At 68.1% G+C, this 18,608-nt stretch carries 19 protein-coding genes; 9 read left to right on the top strand and 10 right to left on the bottom strand.

Annotation, left to right across the window (positions count from 1 at the left end; translation table 11 throughout):
• Window positions 1–133: 133 nt before the first annotated feature.
• Together Pth03_RS38055 and Pth03_RS38060 are read left to right on the top strand one after the other, a co-directional pair.
• Window positions 134–1,183, top strand: a complete 1,050-nt coding sequence (locus tag Pth03_RS38055) for an SLAC1 family transporter (protein WP_203949361.1) — start codon at window positions 134–136, stop codon at window positions 1,181–1,183.
• A gap of 207 nt (window positions 1,184–1,390) precedes the next feature.
• Window positions 1,391–2,806, top strand: a complete 1,416-nt coding sequence (locus tag Pth03_RS38060) for a sensor histidine kinase (protein WP_203949362.1) — start codon at window positions 1,391–1,393, stop codon at window positions 2,804–2,806.
• Window positions 2,807–2,840: 34 nt separating this feature from the next.
• On the opposite strand, the gene Pth03_RS38065 is transcribed toward Pth03_RS38060, so the two are convergent.
• From Pth03_RS38065 to Pth03_RS38075, 3 genes are all read right to left on the bottom strand, one after another.
• A complete protein-coding gene (locus Pth03_RS38065; protein WP_203949363.1) occupies window positions 2,841–3,926 on the bottom strand; it encodes a WxL protein peptidoglycan domain-containing protein in 1,086 nt (361 codons plus the stop codon).
• A gap of 92 nt (window positions 3,927–4,018) precedes the next feature.
• Window positions 4,019–5,992 (bottom strand): purple acid phosphatase family protein, encoded by a 1,974-nt coding sequence (locus tag Pth03_RS38070; protein ID WP_203949364.1) that lies wholly within the window; start codon window positions 5,990–5,992, stop codon window positions 4,019–4,021.
• Window positions 5,993–6,114: 122 nt separating this feature from the next.
• Window positions 6,115–7,320 (bottom strand): HupE/UreJ family protein, encoded by a 1,206-nt coding sequence (locus tag Pth03_RS38075; protein WP_203949365.1) that lies wholly within the window; start codon window positions 7,318–7,320, stop codon window positions 6,115–6,117.
• A 173-nt stretch (window positions 7,321–7,493) separates the two neighbouring features.
• On the opposite strand from Pth03_RS38075, the gene Pth03_RS38080 reads away from it, so the two are divergent.
• The gene (locus Pth03_RS38080; protein ID WP_203949366.1) at window positions 7,494–8,174 is read left to right on the top strand and encodes a type 1 periplasmic-binding domain-containing protein; all 681 of its coding nucleotides are present in this window, start codon (window positions 7,494–7,496) and stop codon (window positions 8,172–8,174) included.
• A gap of 3 nt (window positions 8,175–8,177) precedes the next feature.
• On the opposite strand, the gene Pth03_RS38085 is transcribed toward Pth03_RS38080, so the two are convergent.
• Both Pth03_RS38085 and Pth03_RS38090 read right to left on the bottom strand, forming a co-directional pair.
• Window positions 8,178–9,389 (bottom strand): sensor histidine kinase, encoded by a 1,212-nt coding sequence (locus Pth03_RS38085; RefSeq protein WP_203949367.1) that lies wholly within the window; start codon window positions 9,387–9,389, stop codon window positions 8,178–8,180.
• Window positions 9,386–10,036 carry a response regulator transcription factor gene (locus Pth03_RS38090; RefSeq protein ID WP_203949368.1) on the bottom strand — a complete coding sequence of 217 codons (651 nt, stop codon included), beginning with the start codon at window positions 10,034–10,036 and terminating at the stop codon, window positions 9,386–9,388. Before Pth03_RS38090 ends, Pth03_RS38085 begins: the two co-directional genes overlap by 4 nt.
• A gap of 125 nt (window positions 10,037–10,161) precedes the next feature.
• On the opposite strand from Pth03_RS38090, the gene Pth03_RS38095 reads away from it, so the two are divergent.
• The 6 genes from Pth03_RS38095 to Pth03_RS38120 are packed head-to-tail and all read left to right on the top strand — an operon-like array spanning window position 10,162 to window position 14,710.
• Window positions 10,162–10,698, top strand: a complete 537-nt coding sequence (locus tag Pth03_RS38095) for a hypothetical protein (RefSeq protein ID WP_203949369.1) — start codon at window positions 10,162–10,164, stop codon at window positions 10,696–10,698.
• An 8-nt stretch (window positions 10,699–10,706) separates the two neighbouring features.
• Window positions 10,707–11,237, top strand: a complete 531-nt coding sequence (locus Pth03_RS38100) for a hypothetical protein (protein WP_203949370.1) — start codon at window positions 10,707–10,709, stop codon at window positions 11,235–11,237.
• Complete coding sequence (locus tag Pth03_RS38105; protein ID WP_203949371.1) at window positions 11,234–12,316, top strand: peptidoglycan-binding protein; 1,083 nt, start codon at window positions 11,234–11,236, stop codon at window positions 12,314–12,316. Before Pth03_RS38100 ends, Pth03_RS38105 begins: the two co-directional genes overlap by 4 nt.
• A complete protein-coding gene (locus tag Pth03_RS38110; protein WP_203949372.1) occupies window positions 12,313–12,981 on the top strand; it encodes an ABC transporter ATP-binding protein in 669 nt (222 codons plus the stop codon). Before Pth03_RS38105 ends, Pth03_RS38110 begins: the two co-directional genes overlap by 4 nt.
• A 44-nt stretch (window positions 12,982–13,025) precedes the next feature.
• Complete coding sequence (locus Pth03_RS38115) at window positions 13,026–14,201, top strand: ABC transporter permease (RefSeq protein ID WP_203949380.1); 1,176 nt, start codon at window positions 13,026–13,028, stop codon at window positions 14,199–14,201.
• Between the two features lie 23 nt (window positions 14,202–14,224).
• Window positions 14,225–14,710 carry an RDD family protein gene (locus Pth03_RS38120; RefSeq protein ID WP_203949373.1) on the top strand — a complete coding sequence of 162 codons (486 nt, stop codon included), beginning with the start codon at window positions 14,225–14,227 and terminating at the stop codon, window positions 14,708–14,710.
• An 11-nt stretch (window positions 14,711–14,721) separates the two neighbouring features.
• Here the strand turns inward: Pth03_RS38120 and Pth03_RS38125 are convergent, their stop codons facing one another.
• The 5 genes from Pth03_RS38125 to Pth03_RS38145 all read right to left on the bottom strand — a co-directional run.
• Complete coding sequence (locus Pth03_RS38125; protein WP_203949374.1) at window positions 14,722–15,150, bottom strand: DUF6086 family protein; 429 nt, start codon at window positions 15,148–15,150, stop codon at window positions 14,722–14,724.
• 39 nt (window positions 15,151–15,189) lie between these two features.
• Window positions 15,190–15,552, bottom strand: coding sequence for a hypothetical protein (locus Pth03_RS38130; protein WP_203949375.1), 363 nt, complete (start codon window positions 15,550–15,552; stop codon window positions 15,190–15,192).
• 52 nt (window positions 15,553–15,604) lie between these two features.
• Complete coding sequence (locus tag Pth03_RS38135; protein ID WP_203949376.1) at window positions 15,605–16,648, bottom strand: vanadium-dependent haloperoxidase; 1,044 nt, start codon at window positions 16,646–16,648, stop codon at window positions 15,605–15,607.
• A gap of 687 nt (window positions 16,649–17,335) precedes the next feature.
• The gene (locus Pth03_RS38140; protein WP_203949377.1) at window positions 17,336–17,566 is read right to left on the bottom strand and encodes a hypothetical protein; all 231 of its coding nucleotides are present in this window, start codon (window positions 17,564–17,566) and stop codon (window positions 17,336–17,338) included.
• 121 nt (window positions 17,567–17,687) lie between these two features.
• Window positions 17,688–18,608 (bottom strand): HNH endonuclease signature motif containing protein (locus Pth03_RS38145; protein ID WP_203949378.1); only part of this gene is annotated, 921 nt, incomplete at its 5' end.

Consider the following 18,608-nt stretch of genomic DNA (forward strand, 5'->3'; position numbering starts at 1 on the left):
CGCTCGTGACAAGCAGCAGTGTTAGGCTCCGGCAGCCCGAGACGACCTGCCCCTCATATACAGAAATGAGAAATAGGTCCACCTGTGGGCGGCTTTGAGCATTTTGCGTATATTTCCATCTGAAAGGCAAGACATGTCCCCCGCACCCGAGGGCAGCCACCTGGTGAGCATCGATCCGCCGAATCGGGAGAAGCCCCCGGCCGACGTTCCCGTGGCCACGCCCCCGACCCGCGTCCCGATGAATACGTTCGGCATCGCATTCGGGCTCGCCGGACTGGCGGCCACCTGGTCCCTCGCGGACGGCGCGCTCGGCGCACCCGCGGCCCTCGCGATCGCGCTCTGGGCGCTCACCGCGATCGCATGGGTCTGGCTCATCGTCACCCACGCCGTCGCCGGGCGCCGCTCGGCCCAACGTCTCGTCGACCAGTTGCGGAATCCCGCGCAGGGGCCGGTCGCCGCTCTCGTCCCGGTCGTGGGCATGCTCGTCGGCGGCGAGGTGTACGAGTTCTCTCCCGCGCTAGGGACCGGACTCGTGATCGCCTTCATCGTCATCGCCGCGCTGTTCGCCGGTTGGCTGCTGGCCCAGTGGTCGCAGGGGCTGTTCCACATTGAGGACGTCCACGGCGGATACTTCCTCCCGACGGTCGCCGCCGCGTTCATCGCCGCCAACTCGGCCGCGAAAGTCGGGCTGCACGGGTTCGCGCTCGGCGCCTTCGCCGTCGGTGTCTTCTTCTGGATCGTCGTCAGCGTGCTCATCCTCGCCCGCATCGCCGTCAAGGGGCCGCTTCCGGTGCCGCTGGTCTCCACTCTCGCGATCTACGTCGCGCCTCCCGCGGTGGGCGGGCTCGCGTGGTTCAGCCTGAACGGAGGCAGGGCGGATCTCGTCGCGTCCGCCCTCGCCGGGCTCACCGTGGTGCTCACCCTGATGCAGGTCGGACTCATCCCGGCCTACCGCCGGTTGACCTTCTCGACCGGATTCTGGTCGTTCACCTTCCCGTATGCCGCGGTGGCCCGGCAGACGGTCGACTGGCTCACCATCACGCATCCCGTGCTGTGGCGGCTGTGGGCGTGGCTCGTCGTCGCCCTCATCACCGCCTTCATCGCCGCGATCGCCATCCGCTGGCTGCTGTCGACCCGTACGTCCTCGACAAGCCCCACCACGGGCCGGACGGTGACGGCGTGAAGGACGAAGGGATTCGGTAGAACGTTCGTGCGCGGCGATGCCGTACGGCTTGGCGGGCACGGGCATGGAACGGCACATACGACCAGGGCACGACCTGCTTCAAGACCCCGTATACATCCCCTCATTTGCCGTCAAATTACATGTAACGAACCTTGTCTTTCACTGTAAAGCCTCTCATGGTGGGAAATGCAACACCAAGGAGGAACAATGGCTGGCCGACGGTGGGGGCCGGTTCTGCGCCAGCGTCGGTCGTTCCCGCGCTCTATCCGTGCTCGTTACGCCCTCATCGTGGGGTTGTCCTTTCTGACCGTCCTCACGGTCGTCGGCGCCTTCGTCGACGGCTGGATCCGTAGCAAGATCGACGGGGACGTCTTCCGCGACACACGCCGGGCCACCTTCGAATGGGCTGACGCGATGCGGCCCGGCTATGTACCACCGCCGGGTTCGGTGGGTCACGTCGACTATCTCCAGCTCGTCGATGATCGGGGGCGAGTGGTCGCGGCCAACGCGGCGGCGGCGGGCAAGCCCCCGCTGAGCTCGGTCCGTCCCCCCGCTGTGGACCGGATCGTGAACCTCACCGAATACCCGCCGTGGAACGACAGGTACATCCTGATCACGGCCATGCGGCTCAGTCCGCAGGCGTCCTACCTGGTGTGGAAAGGTCAGCCCCACTTCGTCTACGTCGGCGTCGAGCAACCCGCCGGCCTGGCGAATCACTACTTGGAGATCGGCATCGGGGCCGCCGTCCTGTTCGCCTCCGCGACGGCGATATGGGCCACCTGGGTGGTGGTGGGCCGGACCCTGCGCCCGGTGAAGGAGATCAGCGAGAGGATGGGCGAGGCCACGGCGGGCGACCTGACCCTGCGAGTTCCGACACCGCCCGGCGATGACGAGATCGCTCAGCTCGCGCGGAATTCGAACACGTACCTCGAGCGGCTGGAGGAGGCGGTGACCTCCCAGCGGCGTTTCGCCTCCATGGCCTCTCACGAGCTCAGGTCTCCGGTCGCCGCTCTGCACGCCCAACTGGATGAGGCGCTGACCTATCCCAAGGAAGTGGACGCGCACGACACCATTCAGACGGCCCTGCACACCACGGAACGCTTCCAAGCGCTCATCGACGAGCTGTTGGCCTACACCCGGGTCAAGGAGAGCCGCACATCCGCGCCCGAACCGCTCGACCTCGCAGCTCTTGTGCAGGTGGAGACGAACGCCCTGTCCTTCGGCACGCCGATACGGCTCAATACGACGTGCCACCCCACCGTCCTCAGCACCGAGGTACAACTGGCGGGCGTGCTGCGAAACCTTCTGACGAACGCGCAGCGGCATGCCCGCTCTCTCGTCGACGTCTCAGTGGAATGCGCCGACGAGCAGGCCGTCGTGACCGTCCAGGACGACGGCGGGGGCATCGCCCCAGAGGACCGCGAGCGGGTGTTCGAACCCTTTGTCCGCTTGGCGGAGGGGAGGCGCCTGGATCCCGGCGGGGGCGGGCTCGGCCTGGCCCTTTCCCGCGAGACGGTCAACGCTCACCACGGGTCTCTCGCGATCGAGGACTCTCCGATGGGAGCGCGGTTCGTGCTTCGTCTGCCGACGGTGAACGTGGGCCGCGAGCCCGCACGGCCGTAACCTGTCGATCTCGACCGGTCAGCGGCTCGCACGGTCACTCCTGGCGCGCCTCCGCCTTCTGCTCGCGGAGCGCCTGCTCGACGGCTTCCTGTACGCGGGCGTCCTCACGCAGCTTGCGCTGTACGCGGCCGCGGCACGTGAGGAGGATCGCCCCGACGATGACGGCGATCAGCACGACGACCAGCACCAACAGGGTCCACGGAACGGCCCAGCCGTGCGTCGTGGCCTGAATCGGCTCAAGCGGGGTGGTGGTGCCCGACACGTCGGTGAGCAGGGGCGTGAGGGTCGCGGTCGCCGACAGGCTGACCGCGGGCGCCGCGCCGTGGACGGGCACCTTCACCTTCCAGCTCTCACCCGGCAGCAGCTCCGGCGGAGCGGCGATCTTGCCCGCTTCGGCGCGCAGCCACCCGAACGGACCCGAGACCGACGCCGCCTGCTGGGCGGACAGTACGGCGTTGCCCGTGTTGTGAATCGTGTAGGTGATGGTGGCGTCACCAGAGGAGAACGGGTTGAACGAGCCGGAGTAGTCCACGTGGAGGTCTTCGATCGCCAGGTTCGGCTTGAGCGCGCCGCTCACCCGCAGTTTGACCCGGATGCCGAGGCGCCGATCCACGTTGATGCCGTCGGCCTCGTCGGACTGCGTCAGGGAAGTGAGGACGCCGCCCACGTAGTCGCCGGGCGTGGCGTTGGCCGGAATGGTGACCGTGAAGGGGACCTCGAGGGTCTTGCCGGGCTGGATCGTGACGCTGTCACTGCCGGCGTGGACCCAGGCGCCGATTCCGACGGACTTCTTGTCCTTGGTGAGCAGGTCGAGCTGGCCCACGTCCGTCGTGAAGCCGTCGGCGGCGTACACGGAGAGTTTGAGCGGAGCCTTGCCGTGGTTGGCGACGGCCATGGCGTCCTTGACCTGGCCACCGGGGTTGACGGCATAACTGAAGCTGGACCGGTCGGTGCCGTACGCGTTCGAGGCCGTCCTGACCGTCCAGGTGACGTTGCCGTCGTCTGCCAGAGCGGGGCCGGCATGCAGGCCTGCGACCGCGAAGGCGGCGACCAGGGACAGGGCGGCGGTGCGAACGAGGGAGGCGATGGTGGTCTTCCGGCGCGTTACGGGCGCGTTCATTTCGGGTCCTCGGGCGATTCTGAACAAGTCTGGAAAGAGAGGCGGGGTAGGCCACCCGAAGGTGCCTACCCCGCCAGGTCAAACTGGTCCGATCAGCTGCTCAGCGCAGTGATCGTGAGGGTGGCGCGGTATCCACCCTTCTGGACGGTGTCCGGCATCTTCAGGTGCAGGTCGGCGCCGAGCTTGGCGTCACCACGGGGGTGGCCCTGCTCGCCGTAACCGAGACCGCGCGAGACGGACAGACCCTGGCCCTGGTCGTCGTAGCCCGAAGCCACCGAGTCGCTGGCCTTGGCGCCGGCGCCCGAGTCGAGCACCTTCGGCGTCCAGCCGAGGAGCGAGCCGGAGAACTTCTTGTCGGCGTCCTGGAAGTCGCTCACGCTGGCCGAGACCGACCACGGCGAGAGCGAGCGACGGCTGTCCGACACGGTGATCGGGTTGATGAAGCCGGCCGCCTCGAAGTGGTCGCCGTTGGTCTCCTTGGCGGTGCCGAGGTCGACGAGGCCGTTGTAGCCGTCGATCGTCCAGCCGAACTCACCCGGGGCAACGTTCGGCACGTTGACCTGCAGAGCCTGGCCGTCGCCGTGGTACGGGTGAACCGTGACCTTGTCGACGAGCGAACCCACCGGCTGGTTCTCGGGGGTGTTGTTGCACCAGTTGCCCTTTTCGACCGACGCGTTCGGGGCCGCACAGGTGCCGCTGCGGACGTTCTCGACCACGAGCTTGTCGTCGCGCACCTGAACCTTGACGTAGGTGCGGACGTGCTCCTGGTTCTGAACCGAGTTGTACCAGTAGCTGTTCGGGTTCAGCGGGTCGGCACCGTTGCCGGCGCCGCTCGTGCCGCTGTTGTCCGGAGCCGTGATGTCGTAGTACTTCGAGCCCGAGGCCGAGTTACCCGTCACGTAGAGCACGCCACCCGGACCGGGGTAGACGTCGGCGGCGCCGGGCTGCTCCTCCGGGTTCTGCTTCTCGCCGTTCTTGATCAGGTAGCTACGGGAGTAGCTGTGGTCGTGGCCCTGCAGCACCAGGTCGACGCCGAGCTTCGAGAAGACGGTCGGGAAGTCGACACGACGGACCTTGTTGTCGCTGTCCTTGGCGTGGTCGGCCGGCGAGTAGATCGCGTGGTGGTAGGTGAGTACCTTCCACTTGGCCTCGTTGCCGTGCTTGTTGATGACGTCGGTGACGAAGCCGATGTGCGCCGCGTCGCCGCCGCCGTTGGCGGAGTTGTAGCTGTTGCTGTTCAGGTCGATGAACAGCACATCCTTGTAGATGTACCAGTAGTCACCGCCGGACTTGGTGCCCGCCGGGTTCCCGTTGTCGTAGTACGGGGCCGTGCGGTCGGTGTTCGGGGTGGTGAAGTGCTGCTCGTAGGCCTTGCCGCCGACGTCGTGGTTGCCGATGGTGGCGGCCCACGGGTACTGGCGCAGCTTGTCCGAGGCGAGGAAGGCGTTCCACTGGGTCTCAGTGTTGGCCGTCTCGACCTGGTCGCCGCCCGACACCAGAAGCTCGGCGTTCGGGTTGGCCGCGGTAGCGACGTTCAGGGTGTCGACCCAACCGGCCCCGTCCTTCGCCACGTCGCCGGACGAACCGATCTGCGGGTCGCCGAAGAACAGGAAGTCGTAGTCGCCCTCGAAGTCCTGCGTCTTGAAGGAGTAGGTCGGGGACCAGTTGCCCTCGGAGCCGACACGGTAGGAGTACGCCGTGTCCTCCTTCAGGCTGCTGATCGTCGCGTGGCGGTTGAAGCCGCCGCTCGTCGCGATGTTCGCGGCGCCGGTGGCGTCGAAGGTGGCCGCGTCAGCGGGGAACTCGCCATTGACGATCTGCGTCGTCGGGACGAGCTGCACCTTCTGCGCGGTGTCGGCCGAGGAGTACCACGTCACGGTGCGCTGGGACTCGTTGGCGCCCACCCCAAGGATGATGCCGGTGAGGGTGGCGGGCTCGTCAGCGCTGGCGGGGGACGCCAGACCGCTGCCGACGGCCACAGCCAGGCCCAGGAGTGCCGCGGTGGCCCCTGCGGCCACACGGCGCCGCACAAGCCCGGGGGCCTGCGCGGAGTTGCTCGATGTCATCGGTGTTGTTCCTTTTGCCGATGGGTTTGGAGAGAAACGCCCATCAAGGTCTCGCCCCTGGGTAAACCGACCGTTAATGCGATCTAGCGGCTGAGGTGAAGCTCCAAGAAAACTGAGCGGTCTCAGAATCCGAACACGCGTTCCACGAACCAGATCAGCCCCATGACGGACACACCCGCGGCGATCACACCCGTCGCCCAGAGGCCGGCCCTCGGCGCACGGTGACGCAGCACGGCCAGGAGGGGGAATACGAGGGCGATGATCCCCAGCTGCACGGCCTCGATGCCCACGTTGAACACCAGCAGGGACCACAGCAGGGTCCACGACCACGCCTCGTTGATCCCCAGCGCGCCCGCGAAGCCCAGGCCGTGCACGAGGCCGAAGCAGAACACGACCCCGAGGCGGGTCCAGCCTGCACGGTCCAGGCTGAAGTGACCGCGTCCGAGCGTCGCGATCTCGGTGGCCTGGCCGCCGCGGCGCCAGATCTGCCACAGATGCCAGCCGGCGACCGCGGCGATCGACAGCGCGATGACGGGCTCCACGAGGCTCGATGGCACGTCGACCAGACCGAGGGCGGCGAGCATGAACGTGACCGAGTGCGCCAGCGTGAAGCTCGTGGCCGCGAGCACGATCTCCCGCAGGCGCCGCGACCCGGCGATGAGCGCGAGCAGGAACAGGATGTGGTCGATCCCGGTCAGCAGGTGCTCGGCGCCCAGGCGGAAGAACTCCCAGAACCGCTCGTACCACGACTGACCGATCGAGAAGGACGGATGCTCGGCGTCGAGCGCGGCGCTGCCCGAGCGGCCGTCGAGATCGTAGGTGACGATCGTCTTGGTGCCCTTGACGTACCCCTCGGCGTCGGGGAACAGCCCGCTGCGCACCTCGTGGTCGTCGCCCTGCTCAGAACAGGCCCAGTCGAGCAGCAGATCGGCGTACGGCGCGCCTTCCCGCGCGCCCATCGTGAAGCCGCCGACCCGTGTCGGCGTGCAGGCCTTGCCGTCCGAGGTGACGGTGAAGCGTTCGGTGACGTACTTGACGGCCGACTCGGCATGGGCGTTGAGCGCCGCGGCCTGGGCTTCGGTGTCGCCGTCGTCGAACGCGGCGGTTCCCGCCTTGAAGAGCGGATCGTCCTTCTCGTAGTCGGCGGTGGACACGACGTAGAGGTCGTACTCGAGCTCAAGCGCCGTCCTTACGTGACCGACGCCGCCCCCGGTGATGTGGACGTACACGGTCGAGGTGAAACCGTGGGCGAACGCCGGTGCGGCGCTCAGCAATACGATCACCGCCGCGGTGATCCCGATGAAAGTGCGGCGGACCAGTTGTGACATGGGGCTCCTTCAGTTTGCCAGTGCACGCTGCACGTCACGGGTGAACACGATCAGGCGCGTTGGCGAACCGCGGAAAAACAAACTCCAGAACGGCACCCGCGGATTGATGGAGGCGTGACCTGGGATAGGAGGATGTACGCGCACCACTCGCCATCACTCGGAGGACGATCATCTTGCGCCCCCCGTTTCGGACCGCCTCCATCCTGGCCCTGCTCGCCGCCGTGACCGCGCTGGTCACCGGATGCGGCTCCGGCCACGACTGGTCAGGGCCGCATCCCAAGCCCTCCGCCGTCGGCGCTCTCGGCCCGGGGTTCATCGACCCCTCCGTCACGCCCGCCCCGGAGTCGACCATCACGCCGCAGCCCAACTCCTGGGACGAGGTCCGCCCCTCGGAGGGCTACCGGGTGGTGCTGCTCACCACTGGTGACGACCGCCCGACCAAGGCCCTGGTGACAGCGGTCCAGGACTGGGCCGACAAGGAGGACGTCGACCTCAGAACGGTCGTCGCCAAGGGCCATTCCGACCTCGTTCCCACCATCACCAGGGCCCTCGACATGGGGCCGGACCTCATCGTCAGCGCGGGCAACGACCTCATCGACCCCCTCGCCCTGGTCACGGCGAACCACTTGTCGCAGCAGTTCCTCGTCGTGGGCGCGGAGCTGGCCGAGCCCACCCACAACGTCACGGCGGTCGACTGGTCCGGCGCGTCGTTCCGTGGCGAAGGGCTCGGCATGTCCTCGACGTACGACGCCAACTCGTTCACGGCCGAACGCTGCGCGGACGCCATCAGGGCGGGCGTCGCGGCTGTGCTCAACAACCGGACCGGGATCGTGCTCTGGCTCGACGAGCATTAACGATCATGTCCGGTTCGCAGAATGACCGCTCGGCTCGGTAGGCACGGCAAGAGCGTCTCCGGCCGGCAGCGTGACCGTGACGGCCAGCCCGCCCCCGGCGTTCGGCGCCGCCGTGACCGTACCGCCGTGCGCGTGCACGATGGACCTGACGATGGCGAGGCCCAGACCTGTCGACCTGGAGCCCGCCGTACGGTCGGACGTCAGCCGCTGGAACGGCTCGAACAGCCGGTCGACCTCCGCCGGGGGAATGGCTTCACCGCTGTTGCGTACCGTGACGACCGCCTCCCCGTCGCGGCGACCGGTGACCACCTCGATCCAGCCGCCCGGATGGTTGTGCCGGATCGCGTTGTCCACCAGGTTGCGTACCAAGCGATCGAGCAGCACCGGATCGCCGACGACCGGGGCGGAGCGCAGGTCGCTGGTCATCGACAGACCGGCGCTCTCGGCTTCCCCGTCCGCCTCGCTCAGCGCACCGGCCGCGGCGACGGCCAGATCGTGCGCCTCGTGGGCGATGACGCCGCTGTCGCTGCGGGCCAGCGCCAGCAGGCCGTCCAGCAGGCGTTCGGCCCGGCCGGTCGCGGTCAGCACACGCCGGCCCATGGCCTCCCACTGATCGGGCGTGGCCTGCCGCTTGGCCAGCAGCACCTCGGTGCCGGTACGGACGATCGCGAGCGGGGTCCGCAGTTCGTGTGAGGCGTCGGCGACGAACCTCCGCTGGCTGTTGAAGGAGGCCTCCAGCCTGGCCACCATCTCGTCGAAGGTGTCGGCCAGCTCCTTGAGCTCGTCGCTCGGCCCGGTGAGCGCGACACGCTCGTCCAACCGGTCCTGGGAGATCCGCCGGGTGGCGGAGGTGAGTGTTCGCAGGGGCCGGAGCATGCGGCCGGTGACGACCCAGGAGACACCAAGCCCCACCATCGCTGTGATCCCCAGCGCGATCGCCGAGGTTCCGGCGGTGTTGAGCAGCGTCTCGGCGCGCAACCGGGCAATCTCGGCATCATCGCGGTGCAATGCCCTGACCTTCGGGTCGCCTGCGGGCTGTTCGATGAAAGCCGCCTTCACCTCATCCGGGGTCGGGCCATGGATGTTCCTGTAGAGGCTCTGGTACAGCAGCGCGTAGTTGAGCCCGAGAAGCGCCGCGCAGGTCGCCACGAGCACGACCGAGTAAACCAGGGTGAGCCGCAGCCGGATCGACGGGTGCTTCCAGCGCGGCCTCACAGCCGGTACCCCGCGCCGACGACGGTCTCGATCAGCGGAGGGTCGCCCAGCTTGCGGCGCATTCTGGCGATGGTGACCCGTACGGTGGCGGTGAACGGATCCGCGTGCTCGTCCCACGCGCGTTCCAGCAGGTCCTCGGCGCTGACGACGGCGCCGTCGGCGCCCATCAGAATCTCCAGCACGGCCAGCTCCTTCGTGGTCAGCGGGATGACGCGGCCGTCGCGGGTGACGACGCGCCGGGCGGTGTCGAAGGTCAGCCCGGCGCGCCGCAGGACCCGTGGGGCGTTGTCGGCCCGGCGGGCCAGCGCGCGTATCCGCAACACCAGTTCCGCGAAGACGAACGGCTTGGGCAGGTAGTCGTCGGCGCCGAGCGTCAGGCCGGCGACCCGGTCGGCCGCCTCCCCGGCGGCGGTCAGCATGAGGATCCGGGCGTGGTTGCCTCCCGCGGCCAAGGCGGTGCACACCTGGTCTCCGTGGACGAGCGGCAGGTCGCGGTCGAGCACGACCACGTCGTACCGGTTCGTGCCGGCCTTGTGCAGGCCCTCGACCCCGTCGGCCGCGAGGTCCACGGCGATGCCCTGGTCGCGCAGGCCATCGGCGACCTGTTCGGCCAGCAGCGCTTCGTCCTCGATCAGTAGCACTCGCACCCTGACAATCCTCCCTGCCCCAGCAGTCTCGGCAATGGGGCATTACACCGGCGTTACAAGCGCTGTGACGGTGCCGTTGCGGGCTCGCTGCTCCACTGGACCCACCGGACCAGAGGAGATCGCTGATGAGAAAGAGATTCCTGGTCGCCTGCCTGCTACCACTCGTGCTGGTCACGGCGGCCGCCTGCTCGAAATCGGATGACGGCAAGGACGTGGCCTCGGTGGACGGCTCCGCCACACCGAGCGCGACAACGAGCCTGAGCCGGCTCGATCTACTGACCAGATTTTCGCAGTGCATGCGGGAGCACGGCGTGCCGATGACGGACCCGGAGGTCGACGGCGACATCGTCAGAAGAGGACGCGCCGACAAGGGGGCCGCCGGAGACAAACTGTTCCCTGCGGAGGACGCGTGCAAGCAGTACCTCCCCGCCCAGGAGACCGGCCCAATGATGGACCTCAAAAAGGAGTTGGCGCTCCAGGAGGCGCGCTGCATGCGGGAGCACGGGGTGGAGAACTTCCCCGACCCGAACCCCGACGGCCCTACCCGGATCAGCGACGAGGTCGGGTCCGACCCGGACTTCATGGACGCGAGGGAGTTCTGTCGGGCGCAGTCGGAGGCGAAGTCTGCGTCGCTCGCGCCGAGCCCTGGAGCCACACGATGACGACGACAATGAGGAAAAGACTCCTGGTCGTCTGCCTGCTGTCACTGGGGCTGGTCACGGCGGCCGCCTGCTCGAAATCGGACGACGGCAGGGGCGTGGCCTCGGTGGACGGCTCCGTCGCACCGAGCGCGACGCCGAGCCTCAGCGAGTTGGAGCAGGCAATCAGGTACTCGCGGTGCATGCGGGAGCACGGCGTACCGATGCCCGACCCGCAGGTCGTCAACGGCAACGTCCGGATGGGGGGAGGGTTCGACAAGGACTCGCTGGGCCCGGACGTGGGGGCCAGGGCGCAAGAGGCGTGCAAGCAGTACGAGCCCGTCGTGCCCGCCGGCCTGGCCGCGGTGAAGGCGGAGTTGGCCCGCGAGGAGTCGCGGTGCATGCGGGAGCACGGGGTGGAGAACTTCCCCGACCCTGACGCCGAAGCCCATGTCGACGTCTCCGAGCAGGTCCGCAAGGATCCGCAGTACGACCAGGCGAAGGCCTTCTGCAGGGAGTACATCCGGTCGTACCGCCCGAGCGCGGAAGCGGTGCCGAGGTGACGAACCGATCTGGAGCCCGCCGCCGTCGTGGCCGGGCCGTGGCGGTGGCCGGGACGGTCGCGCTCGCGGCGGGGGCGGCGACCGTAGCCGCGGTCGGGTTCGGCGGCGATGGCACGGACATGCCGACCGTGGCGGACCTGCCGCCGGCCACCGCTCAGGTGACCCGGCAGACGATGCTGGACACCGACGAGGTGTCCGGCGATCTCGGCTACGGCGTCACAACCACGCTGGCCGGCCGGATCGCGGGCGTCGTGACCAAGATGCCGCAGGCCGGCGACCTCATCCGCCGGGGCCGGCCGATCTACCGCGTGGACAACCGGCCGGTGGTGTTGATGTACGGCGCGGTCGCCGCGTACCGGACACTCGGCTCGGGTGTCGTCGGCACGGACGTACGGCAACTGGAAGCCAACTTGAAGGCCCTCGGCTACGGCGGGTTCACGGTGGACAAGACCTACACCTGGAGCACCGCGACTGCGGTGAAGCAATGGCAGAAGGATCTGGGTCTGCCGCAGACCGGCCAGGTCGAGCAGGGACGAGTGTTGTTCGCGCCCGGCGTGATCCGGATCGACACCGTCACGGCCGGGGTGAACCAGTCCACCGGAGGCGGAGCGGAAGTGTTGCAGTACACCGGGATCAGCCGCGAGGTGACGGCCCGGCTCGAGGTGTCCAAGCAACGGCTGGCCCGCAAAGGCGTCAAGGTGCAGGTCCAGATGCCCGACGGCACGAAGGTGGCCGGCCGCGTGGAACGGGTCTACTCGGTGGTCGAGCAGCCGGTCGACGCGGGCAGCGACCCGGAGACCTGGATCGAGACCGTCGTCTCGCTGACCGACCCCAGGGCGGCCGCGGGAATCGAGGCGGCCGTGGTCAACGTGGTCTTCACCGCGTCCGAGCGCAAGGACGTTCTGACCGTGCCCGTCGCGGCGCTGGTGGCGTTGGCCGAGGGCGGCTACGGCCTCGAGGTCGTCGAGGGGTCCACCACGCACTACATCAAGGTGCAGACCGGCCTGTTCGCGAACGGCCGGGTCGAGGTCACCGGCGGCGGATTGACGGAGGGCATGACCGTGGGGATGCCGCGATGATCGAGTTGACCGACGTGACGAAGGTGTACCCCGGCGACGTCCACGCGCTCGCCGGCGTCACCCTGACCATCGGCCCCGGCGAGCTGGTCGCCGTGGTCGGCCCGTCCGGCTCGGGCAAGTCCACCATGTTGCACATGCTGGGCACGCTCGACCGGCCCACCTACGGACGGGTGGTGGTCGACGGCTACGACGTGTCGCGGCTGCCTGACCGGCAGCTGTCGGCGCTGCGCGGGAGCCGGATCGGCTTCGTGTTCCAGCAGTTCCACCTCGCCGCCGGCGTACCAGCGCTGGACGACGTGGCCGACGGGCTGCTCTACGCGGGCGTTCCGATCAAAGAGCGCAGGCGGCGGGCATCGGAGGCCTTGGAGCGGGTCGGGCTCGGCCACCGGCTCGGCCACGAGCCGCACGAGCTGTCCGGCGGGGAGAAGCAGCGGGTCGCGATCGCCCGGGCGGTGGTCGGCGAACCCGCCCTGCTGCTGGCCGACGAGCCGACCGGCAACCTCGACTCCGCCTCAGGCGATGGCGTCATGGCCGTACTGCGGGAACTGCACGCCGCCGGCACCACGGTGGTGGTCATCACCCACGACCGGGAGGTCGCCGCGGGCCTCGACCGGCAGGTGCTCATGCGCGACGGCCGAGTCGTCGGCGACACGGGGGTGGCGTGACCGTGACCACGTACCAGGGCCGCCCCCGGCTCTCGCCCGCCCGCATGGCGCCACGTGACGTGGCCCGGGTCGGCGCGGCCGGCCTGCGCACCCGGCCGGCCCGGGCGCTGCTGTCCGCACTCGGTATCGCGATCGGCATCGCCGCGATGGTCGCCGTGGTGGGCATCTCGTCCTCCTCCCGCGAGGAATTGGACCGTCGGCTCGCCGCACTCGGCACGAACCTGCTCACCGTCTCCCCCGGACAGACCTTCGAGGGCCGGAACGCCCAGCTGCCCGCCGAAGCCGAGGCGATGATCGCGCGGATCGGCCCGGTCACGGCCGTCTCGGCGACCGGGGCGGTCGGCAACGCAAAGGTGTACCGCTCGGACAAGATCCCCAAGGTGGAGACCAACGGGCTGGCCGTGGTGGCCGCCCGGGTGAGCCTCCCGCAGACCGTCGGCGCGACCCTGCGCAGCGGAGCCTGGCTGAACGGCCTGACCGGCCGGTACCCGGCGGCGGTGCTCGGCGCCGACGCGGCCGACCGCCTCGGCATCGGCCGGGTCAGTCCACAGGTGGAGATCCTCGTCGGCGGCGAACGGTTCACCGTGATCGGCGTGCTCAACCCGGTCGCCCTCGCACCCGAACTGGACACGGGAGTCATGATCGGCTGGCAGATGGCCGCCGACGCGTTCCGCTTCGACGGGCGGGCGACGACCGTGTACACCCGGTCGCGGGACAGTCAGGTCGAGGCCGTACGCGCCGTCCTGGCCGCCACAGCCAATCCACAGGCGCCCGGCGACGTGGCGGTGTCCCGCCCTTCGGACGCGCTTGCCGCGAAGCAGGCGGCCGAGGGCACCCTGAACGGGTTGCTGCTCGGCCTGGGTGCGGTGGCATTGCTCGTCGGCGGTGTCGGCGTGGCCAACACGATGGTCATCTCGGTGCTGGAACGCCGGGCCGAAATCGGCCTGCGCCGTTCGCTCGGCGCCACCCGAGGGCAGATCCGGATCCAGTTCCTCGCCGAATCGCTCCTGCTGGCCACGCTCGGCGGCGTGGGCGGGGTGCTGCTGGGCGTCGCAGTCACCACCGGATACGCCACCTACCAGAGCTGGCCGGCCGTCGTACCGGCCTGGGCGACAGGGGGCGCACTCGCCGCCACCGTACTCATCGGCGGCGTCGCCGGGCTCTACCCCGCGGTCCGCGCGGCCCGGCTGTCCCCGACCGAAGCACTGGCCACACCGTGATCTTGATACGGCACACTTTCCACGTGACCGAGCCCTCCCCCCAACTCGTCCGTCAGACAGCACGTCCTCTTCGCCGGCTCACGGCCGGAGTCATCGACACGGTCGTCGTGCTCCTGCTCACCTTCGTTGCCGCGATCTTCATCGCGAGCTCCTCCGCGCTCGCCGACGACTCCTCAATCGCGAATCCATGGGGCAGCGATCCCATTGTCTGGGCGATCGGCGCAGCTCAGATTCTCCTCGGCGTCTTGTACTACGGCCTGGCACATGCACAGTGGGGACAGACGATCGGCAAGCGAGTGGTGAAGATCAAGGTCGTGTCCGTCTCCACCGGACAGGTACCGGCGTTCGGCCAGGCCGCGATTCGGGCGCTCTTCTTTCTCGGCGCACCGCTGGTCCCTTACGTCGGCTGGCTGCTAGCCCTGGTCGACCTCACCTGGATGGGCCTGGACGGCCGTCATCAGTGCCTCCACGACAGGCTCGTACGGACAATCGTGATCAAGAAGCCTTGAGGCGCGCGGGGTCAGCAGGGCATGGCCCGAGCGTGCTGCTCGGAAAGGGTCGCCCATCGGCTGACGCCACGTGCCTGGTCGCCAAGTGGCCACGGGGAATGCGCACTCACCTGCATGTCCCTCCAGCCGTCGTCTCCTGCTTGGACCACGGGAAGCTCGCCACCACCACGTTCGATGAGCACCAGAGCTGTGGCGATGAAGCCATCCATGAGCGAATGCAGAATCGGATGGTTCGAACGCTCGTAACGCGCGACAAGTGCCCCCACGAACGACGTGAAGGCGACCATGTCGACCTCGCACTCGTCGTTTTCCATGGGGCCGAGCCCCGTCGGCAAACCCGCCAAGGGTGCCAGCGCCTCCGCGGAACGAACGAACAGGCCGGCCACTCCGTTCGAAGGATTCCAGAGGACGTGATCGCCAACTTGGAAGTACTGGCTCATGGTTCTCCCAACGCATCCGTTGTCGACACGTCGGACGAGCTATTCGTCGTCCGGGTACATCCATGGCTCAATGATCCATGGATCGGACATGGATGATCGCCAGGCGACAAAGCCGGCAGGCAGCGTGGCCGTTTCACCCACGCAGGGGTCTCGGGCGACCAGGTGGCTGATATGCAAGACCATCAAGTTGCTGTCGTCGCCGTCCGTCTCGCCATCGCCGACCAGCCAATCGTTCTCATCGTCATGGACCACCACGAGAGCCGGCGACTGACCACTCGCCACCCGACGGTTAACGACCGCTCCAAGACCGACAGGGAACGTCCCACCCGGGAACGGGAAGTCATGGCGACGAACAATTTCACTCAGGACCGAAGTTTCCAGTCCGCCGGAACGCGGCGACACCGGCCGAGCGTCTGGTCGACGCTCGGCCGGTGATGCGTGATGCCGGGGATCATTACCTCTTCGGCTTGAAATAGCGCGTGACCATGTAGTCGGTGACCTGCCTGCCGATCTTCGCGCCCTGTATGTCGGCCGTGCGGGTGTGGATGCCGCCCCAGATGCGGGCGTTGATGACCTCGTCGACCGCCTGCGAGAAGCTGCTGAAGTGCCTGGTGGTACCCGAGTCGGCGCTGTACCCGCTGAAGGGGATGTCGTCCCGGCCGAAGAAGTTCCTCAACGCCGACATGCTCGCCGCGGTGAAGCAGGTGTGCCCAGACGTGAAGTCGGGGTGCGGCGGCGTGACGAGCAACGGCATCCAGGTGGGGTCGGCCACCGTCTCCGGATTGCCGTCGGTGTCGGCCAGCTGGATCGCGGTGACCGGCCGCCAGAAGGTCCACGCCGCCTTCTCGTTGTAGCAGGCGATCGTGGCATCGGCTTCAGCCAAATCGACCATCGCGAACATCCGCGACGTCTGGAGAGCGTTCAGTCGCTGCGTCGTCGCGAGCTGCCGCTTGATCTCCCATTCGGCCAGATGCCGGTCATGCCACCAGATCGCGGCTTGCGTCTGGTCGACGGTCCTGACCGTGCTGGTCACCGAGCCGATCGTCTTGACCTCGTTGAAGTCCCGGGCGTACTGGCTGCTGGTGAGCGCCGGCGGGCCGGACGTGCGGAACATGGACGCGCTGGGGATGAGGAACGGTTTGAGGTAACCGACCCACGCCCCATCGTTGGCCATCGTGGGAGGCGTCGGCCGCCACTGTCCAGGCTGGGTGCCGACGGGCCAGGTCTGGCTTCCGAACGCTCCGTCGTTCTTCCGCGCAGCGATCATGGCGGAGGCCGCCTGATCGCCCACAGTGATTCCGCGGCGCTTCGCGGGACCGTCGGGGATCTCGGCCAGCGACTCGTCGTACTGCGTCTTCAACCTCGCCTGCTGCGCCGGGAACAACTCGTTCAGCACGCGGAAGGCCGCAGTCGCGACGGCTGCGTCCGTCGACGTGTTTCCCTTGACGGCCGGTGCAGTCAGGTACGGCTGGTAGGGAGTGCCGGCGATTGCGTTCACCGCGTCGTAAACGGCTCCGTGGACCATCGCGAAACTACGCGCCTGGACCTGCGGCTGCTGACCGGCGATGTCCCAGATCGCTGTCTGGGCATTGCGGTCCCAGACGATGACGGCATTGTCGGCCTTTTTCGAATCAGACGCGTACGCGACTGACGTGCCGGATCCAACCGGCACCCCGGCAACGACGACTCCGGCGACGGCTAACCAAACGGCCTTGCGTCGCACGACAGCCGTCCAGCCCGTATTAGGTGATTTAGGCATGTGGGCAAACTACTATGCCCGTCACAGCCGTTACAGTGACCAAATGGTCGAAAAGTCGATAATGGCGTAACCGAAAACAAGGTCCCCGCCGATACGCGGACCGGTCGCGTCTTCTGGCCTCGTGGACGGCATTCAGCGGCTACCTGAAGGCCGTCTCGAGTTTGCCCACCGAGTCAACCGCCACGACCGCGATCAGGAGATCTGCCTGGTCATCGACCATGATCCCCCGCAGTCGGTGCCCGTCAGCCTCGAATTTTCTTGTCCGATAATCAGGAGCTTTCCGTGGCCGCCGGCAAATTGGCCCCGCCACTATCCGACGCGACGATGCTTGTCCAGCCCATGGAACGAGCCAATTGCTCCTTGTGAAAGGAAGCCGGGATCTCAGACGCCATCTCCTTTGGTTGCGTTGCCGTACGAGAGACGTGTTCAAGCACGTACGGAGACCAGGAAGAAGGAGTTCAGGCATCCGACCAGGGACCCCGGTCGAGTTCTGCCCCGGCCCAGTGGCGTTGGCAGTCGCACGGGCACCGAGAAGACCCAGCGCTTGACGTCCATGTACTTCTCGTCGCCCACGAAGACGTTCCACGTGACAAGAGCCGGGTCGTGCTTGTGCCCGCTGATTGTGCTGAGCTGCCAGGTGGCGGCGGTCCAGATCATGGCTTCGTGGGTGGCTGGGAGGGTCTCGCAGTCGCGCACGAGGCGGCGGAACTCGGTCAGCCAGGCGGAGGAGCGGCTGTCACACAGCGCGCCACCACCGGCAGCGCATGCGCGGCGGGTGTCAGAGTGGGTCTCCGCTGGTGGGCGGCCCTGTGGTCATGCCGGTGGTGGTCGCCCGGCGGTGTCTGGTTCGGTAGCGGGGGCCGGTGTAGGTGTAGGCCCAGCGGTCTTTGCCTTCCCGGCGGCGTAGGTAGCGTTCGGGATGCCGGTAGCGGTCGCGGTTGTGGTGCTGGCAGGCGGGGCCGAGGAGTTTGAGGTTGGTCAGTCCGCCGTCTGCCCAGGTGTCGGCGTGGTCGATCTGGCACAGGGTGGCGGGGAGCGGGCAGCCGTCGATCCAGCATGTGGAGTATCGGGCGAACACGGCTTTGCGCTGCGGCTTGGTGGCCAGCCGTACACCCCGGCCCATGTCGAGGACCTGACCGTCGGCGTCCATCACCAGTCGCACCAGCGTGGAGGTACGGGCCAGCCGCTCAACGTCGGCAGGCGACAGCAGACGACCGGTAGACAGCAACAGTCCGGGCACCTTCCACCGCAACAACCGGCGCGCCGCTTCTGCCGTGTCCGCTTGCTCATGGCGCCTGCTCCGGGTCCCGGAGGAGGCCTGCGCGGATCCTTCACGCGGCCGACGGGCGGCGTCATCGCTGCCGTGGTCCGTGAGGTGGCCGGCGTTCGCGCCGTTTGCTTCGCCGTGGTCCGTGAGGTGGCCGGCGTTCGCGCCGTGATCCTCGGCATCGTCGGTGGGGGCGTCCGAGCCGCCAGCACCGTCCATCCCGACCGGGCTGTCCGCCCCGTCGGGGCCCTCCAGGTCGGCCACGTCGTCGTTCGTGCCGTCATCGTTCGTGTCGTCCTCGTCGGCCGGGTGGTCGGCGGGGGTGGGGTGGTCGGTGGGCAGGGATTCAGCGTTGACCAGGACGAGCAGTTCAGTGGTGATCTTGTTGGCGAGCAGATCGGCGAACGCGTCGGCGTTGCGCTGCCGCCGTGG

Source organism: Planotetraspora thailandica, from assembly GCF_016863335.1.
In the GTDB taxonomy this organism is placed as follows: Bacteria; Actinomycetota; Actinomycetes; order Streptosporangiales; family Streptosporangiaceae; genus Planotetraspora; species Planotetraspora thailandica.

Excerpts from the sequence above, each read along its gene's own strand:
- Pth03_RS38055 (WP_203949361.1), top strand. The coding sequence starts at position 134 with ATGTCCCCCGCACCCGAGGGCAGCCACCTGGTGAGCATCGATCCGCCG.
- Pth03_RS38060 (WP_203949362.1), top strand. The coding sequence starts at position 1,391 with ATGGCTGGCCGACGGTGGGGGCCGGTTCTGCGCCAGCGTCGGTCGTTC.
- Pth03_RS38065 (WP_203949363.1), bottom strand. The coding sequence starts at position 3,926 with ATGAACGCGCCCGTAACGCGCCGGAAGACCACCATCGCCTCCCTCGTT.
- Pth03_RS38070 (WP_203949364.1), bottom strand. The coding sequence starts at position 5,992 with ATGACATCGAGCAACTCCGCGCAGGCCCCCGGGCTTGTGCGGCGCCGT.
- Pth03_RS38075 (WP_203949365.1), bottom strand. The coding sequence starts at position 7,320 with ATGTCACAACTGGTCCGCCGCACTTTCATCGGGATCACCGCGGCGGTG.
- Pth03_RS38095 (WP_203949369.1), top strand. The coding sequence starts at position 10,162 with ATGAGAAAGAGATTCCTGGTCGCCTGCCTGCTACCACTCGTGCTGGTC.
- Pth03_RS38100 (WP_203949370.1), top strand. The coding sequence starts at position 10,707 with ATGAGGAAAAGACTCCTGGTCGTCTGCCTGCTGTCACTGGGGCTGGTC.
- Pth03_RS38110 (WP_203949372.1), top strand. The coding sequence starts at position 12,313 with ATGATCGAGTTGACCGACGTGACGAAGGTGTACCCCGGCGACGTCCAC.
- Pth03_RS38115 (WP_203949380.1), top strand. The coding sequence starts at position 13,026 with ATGGCGCCACGTGACGTGGCCCGGGTCGGCGCGGCCGGCCTGCGCACC.
- Pth03_RS38125 (WP_203949374.1), bottom strand. The coding sequence starts at position 15,150 with ATGAGCCAGTACTTCCAAGTTGGCGATCACGTCCTCTGGAATCCTTCG.
- Pth03_RS38140 (WP_203949377.1), bottom strand. The coding sequence starts at position 17,566 with ATGATCTGGACCGCCGCCACCTGGCAGCTCAGCACAATCAGCGGGCAC.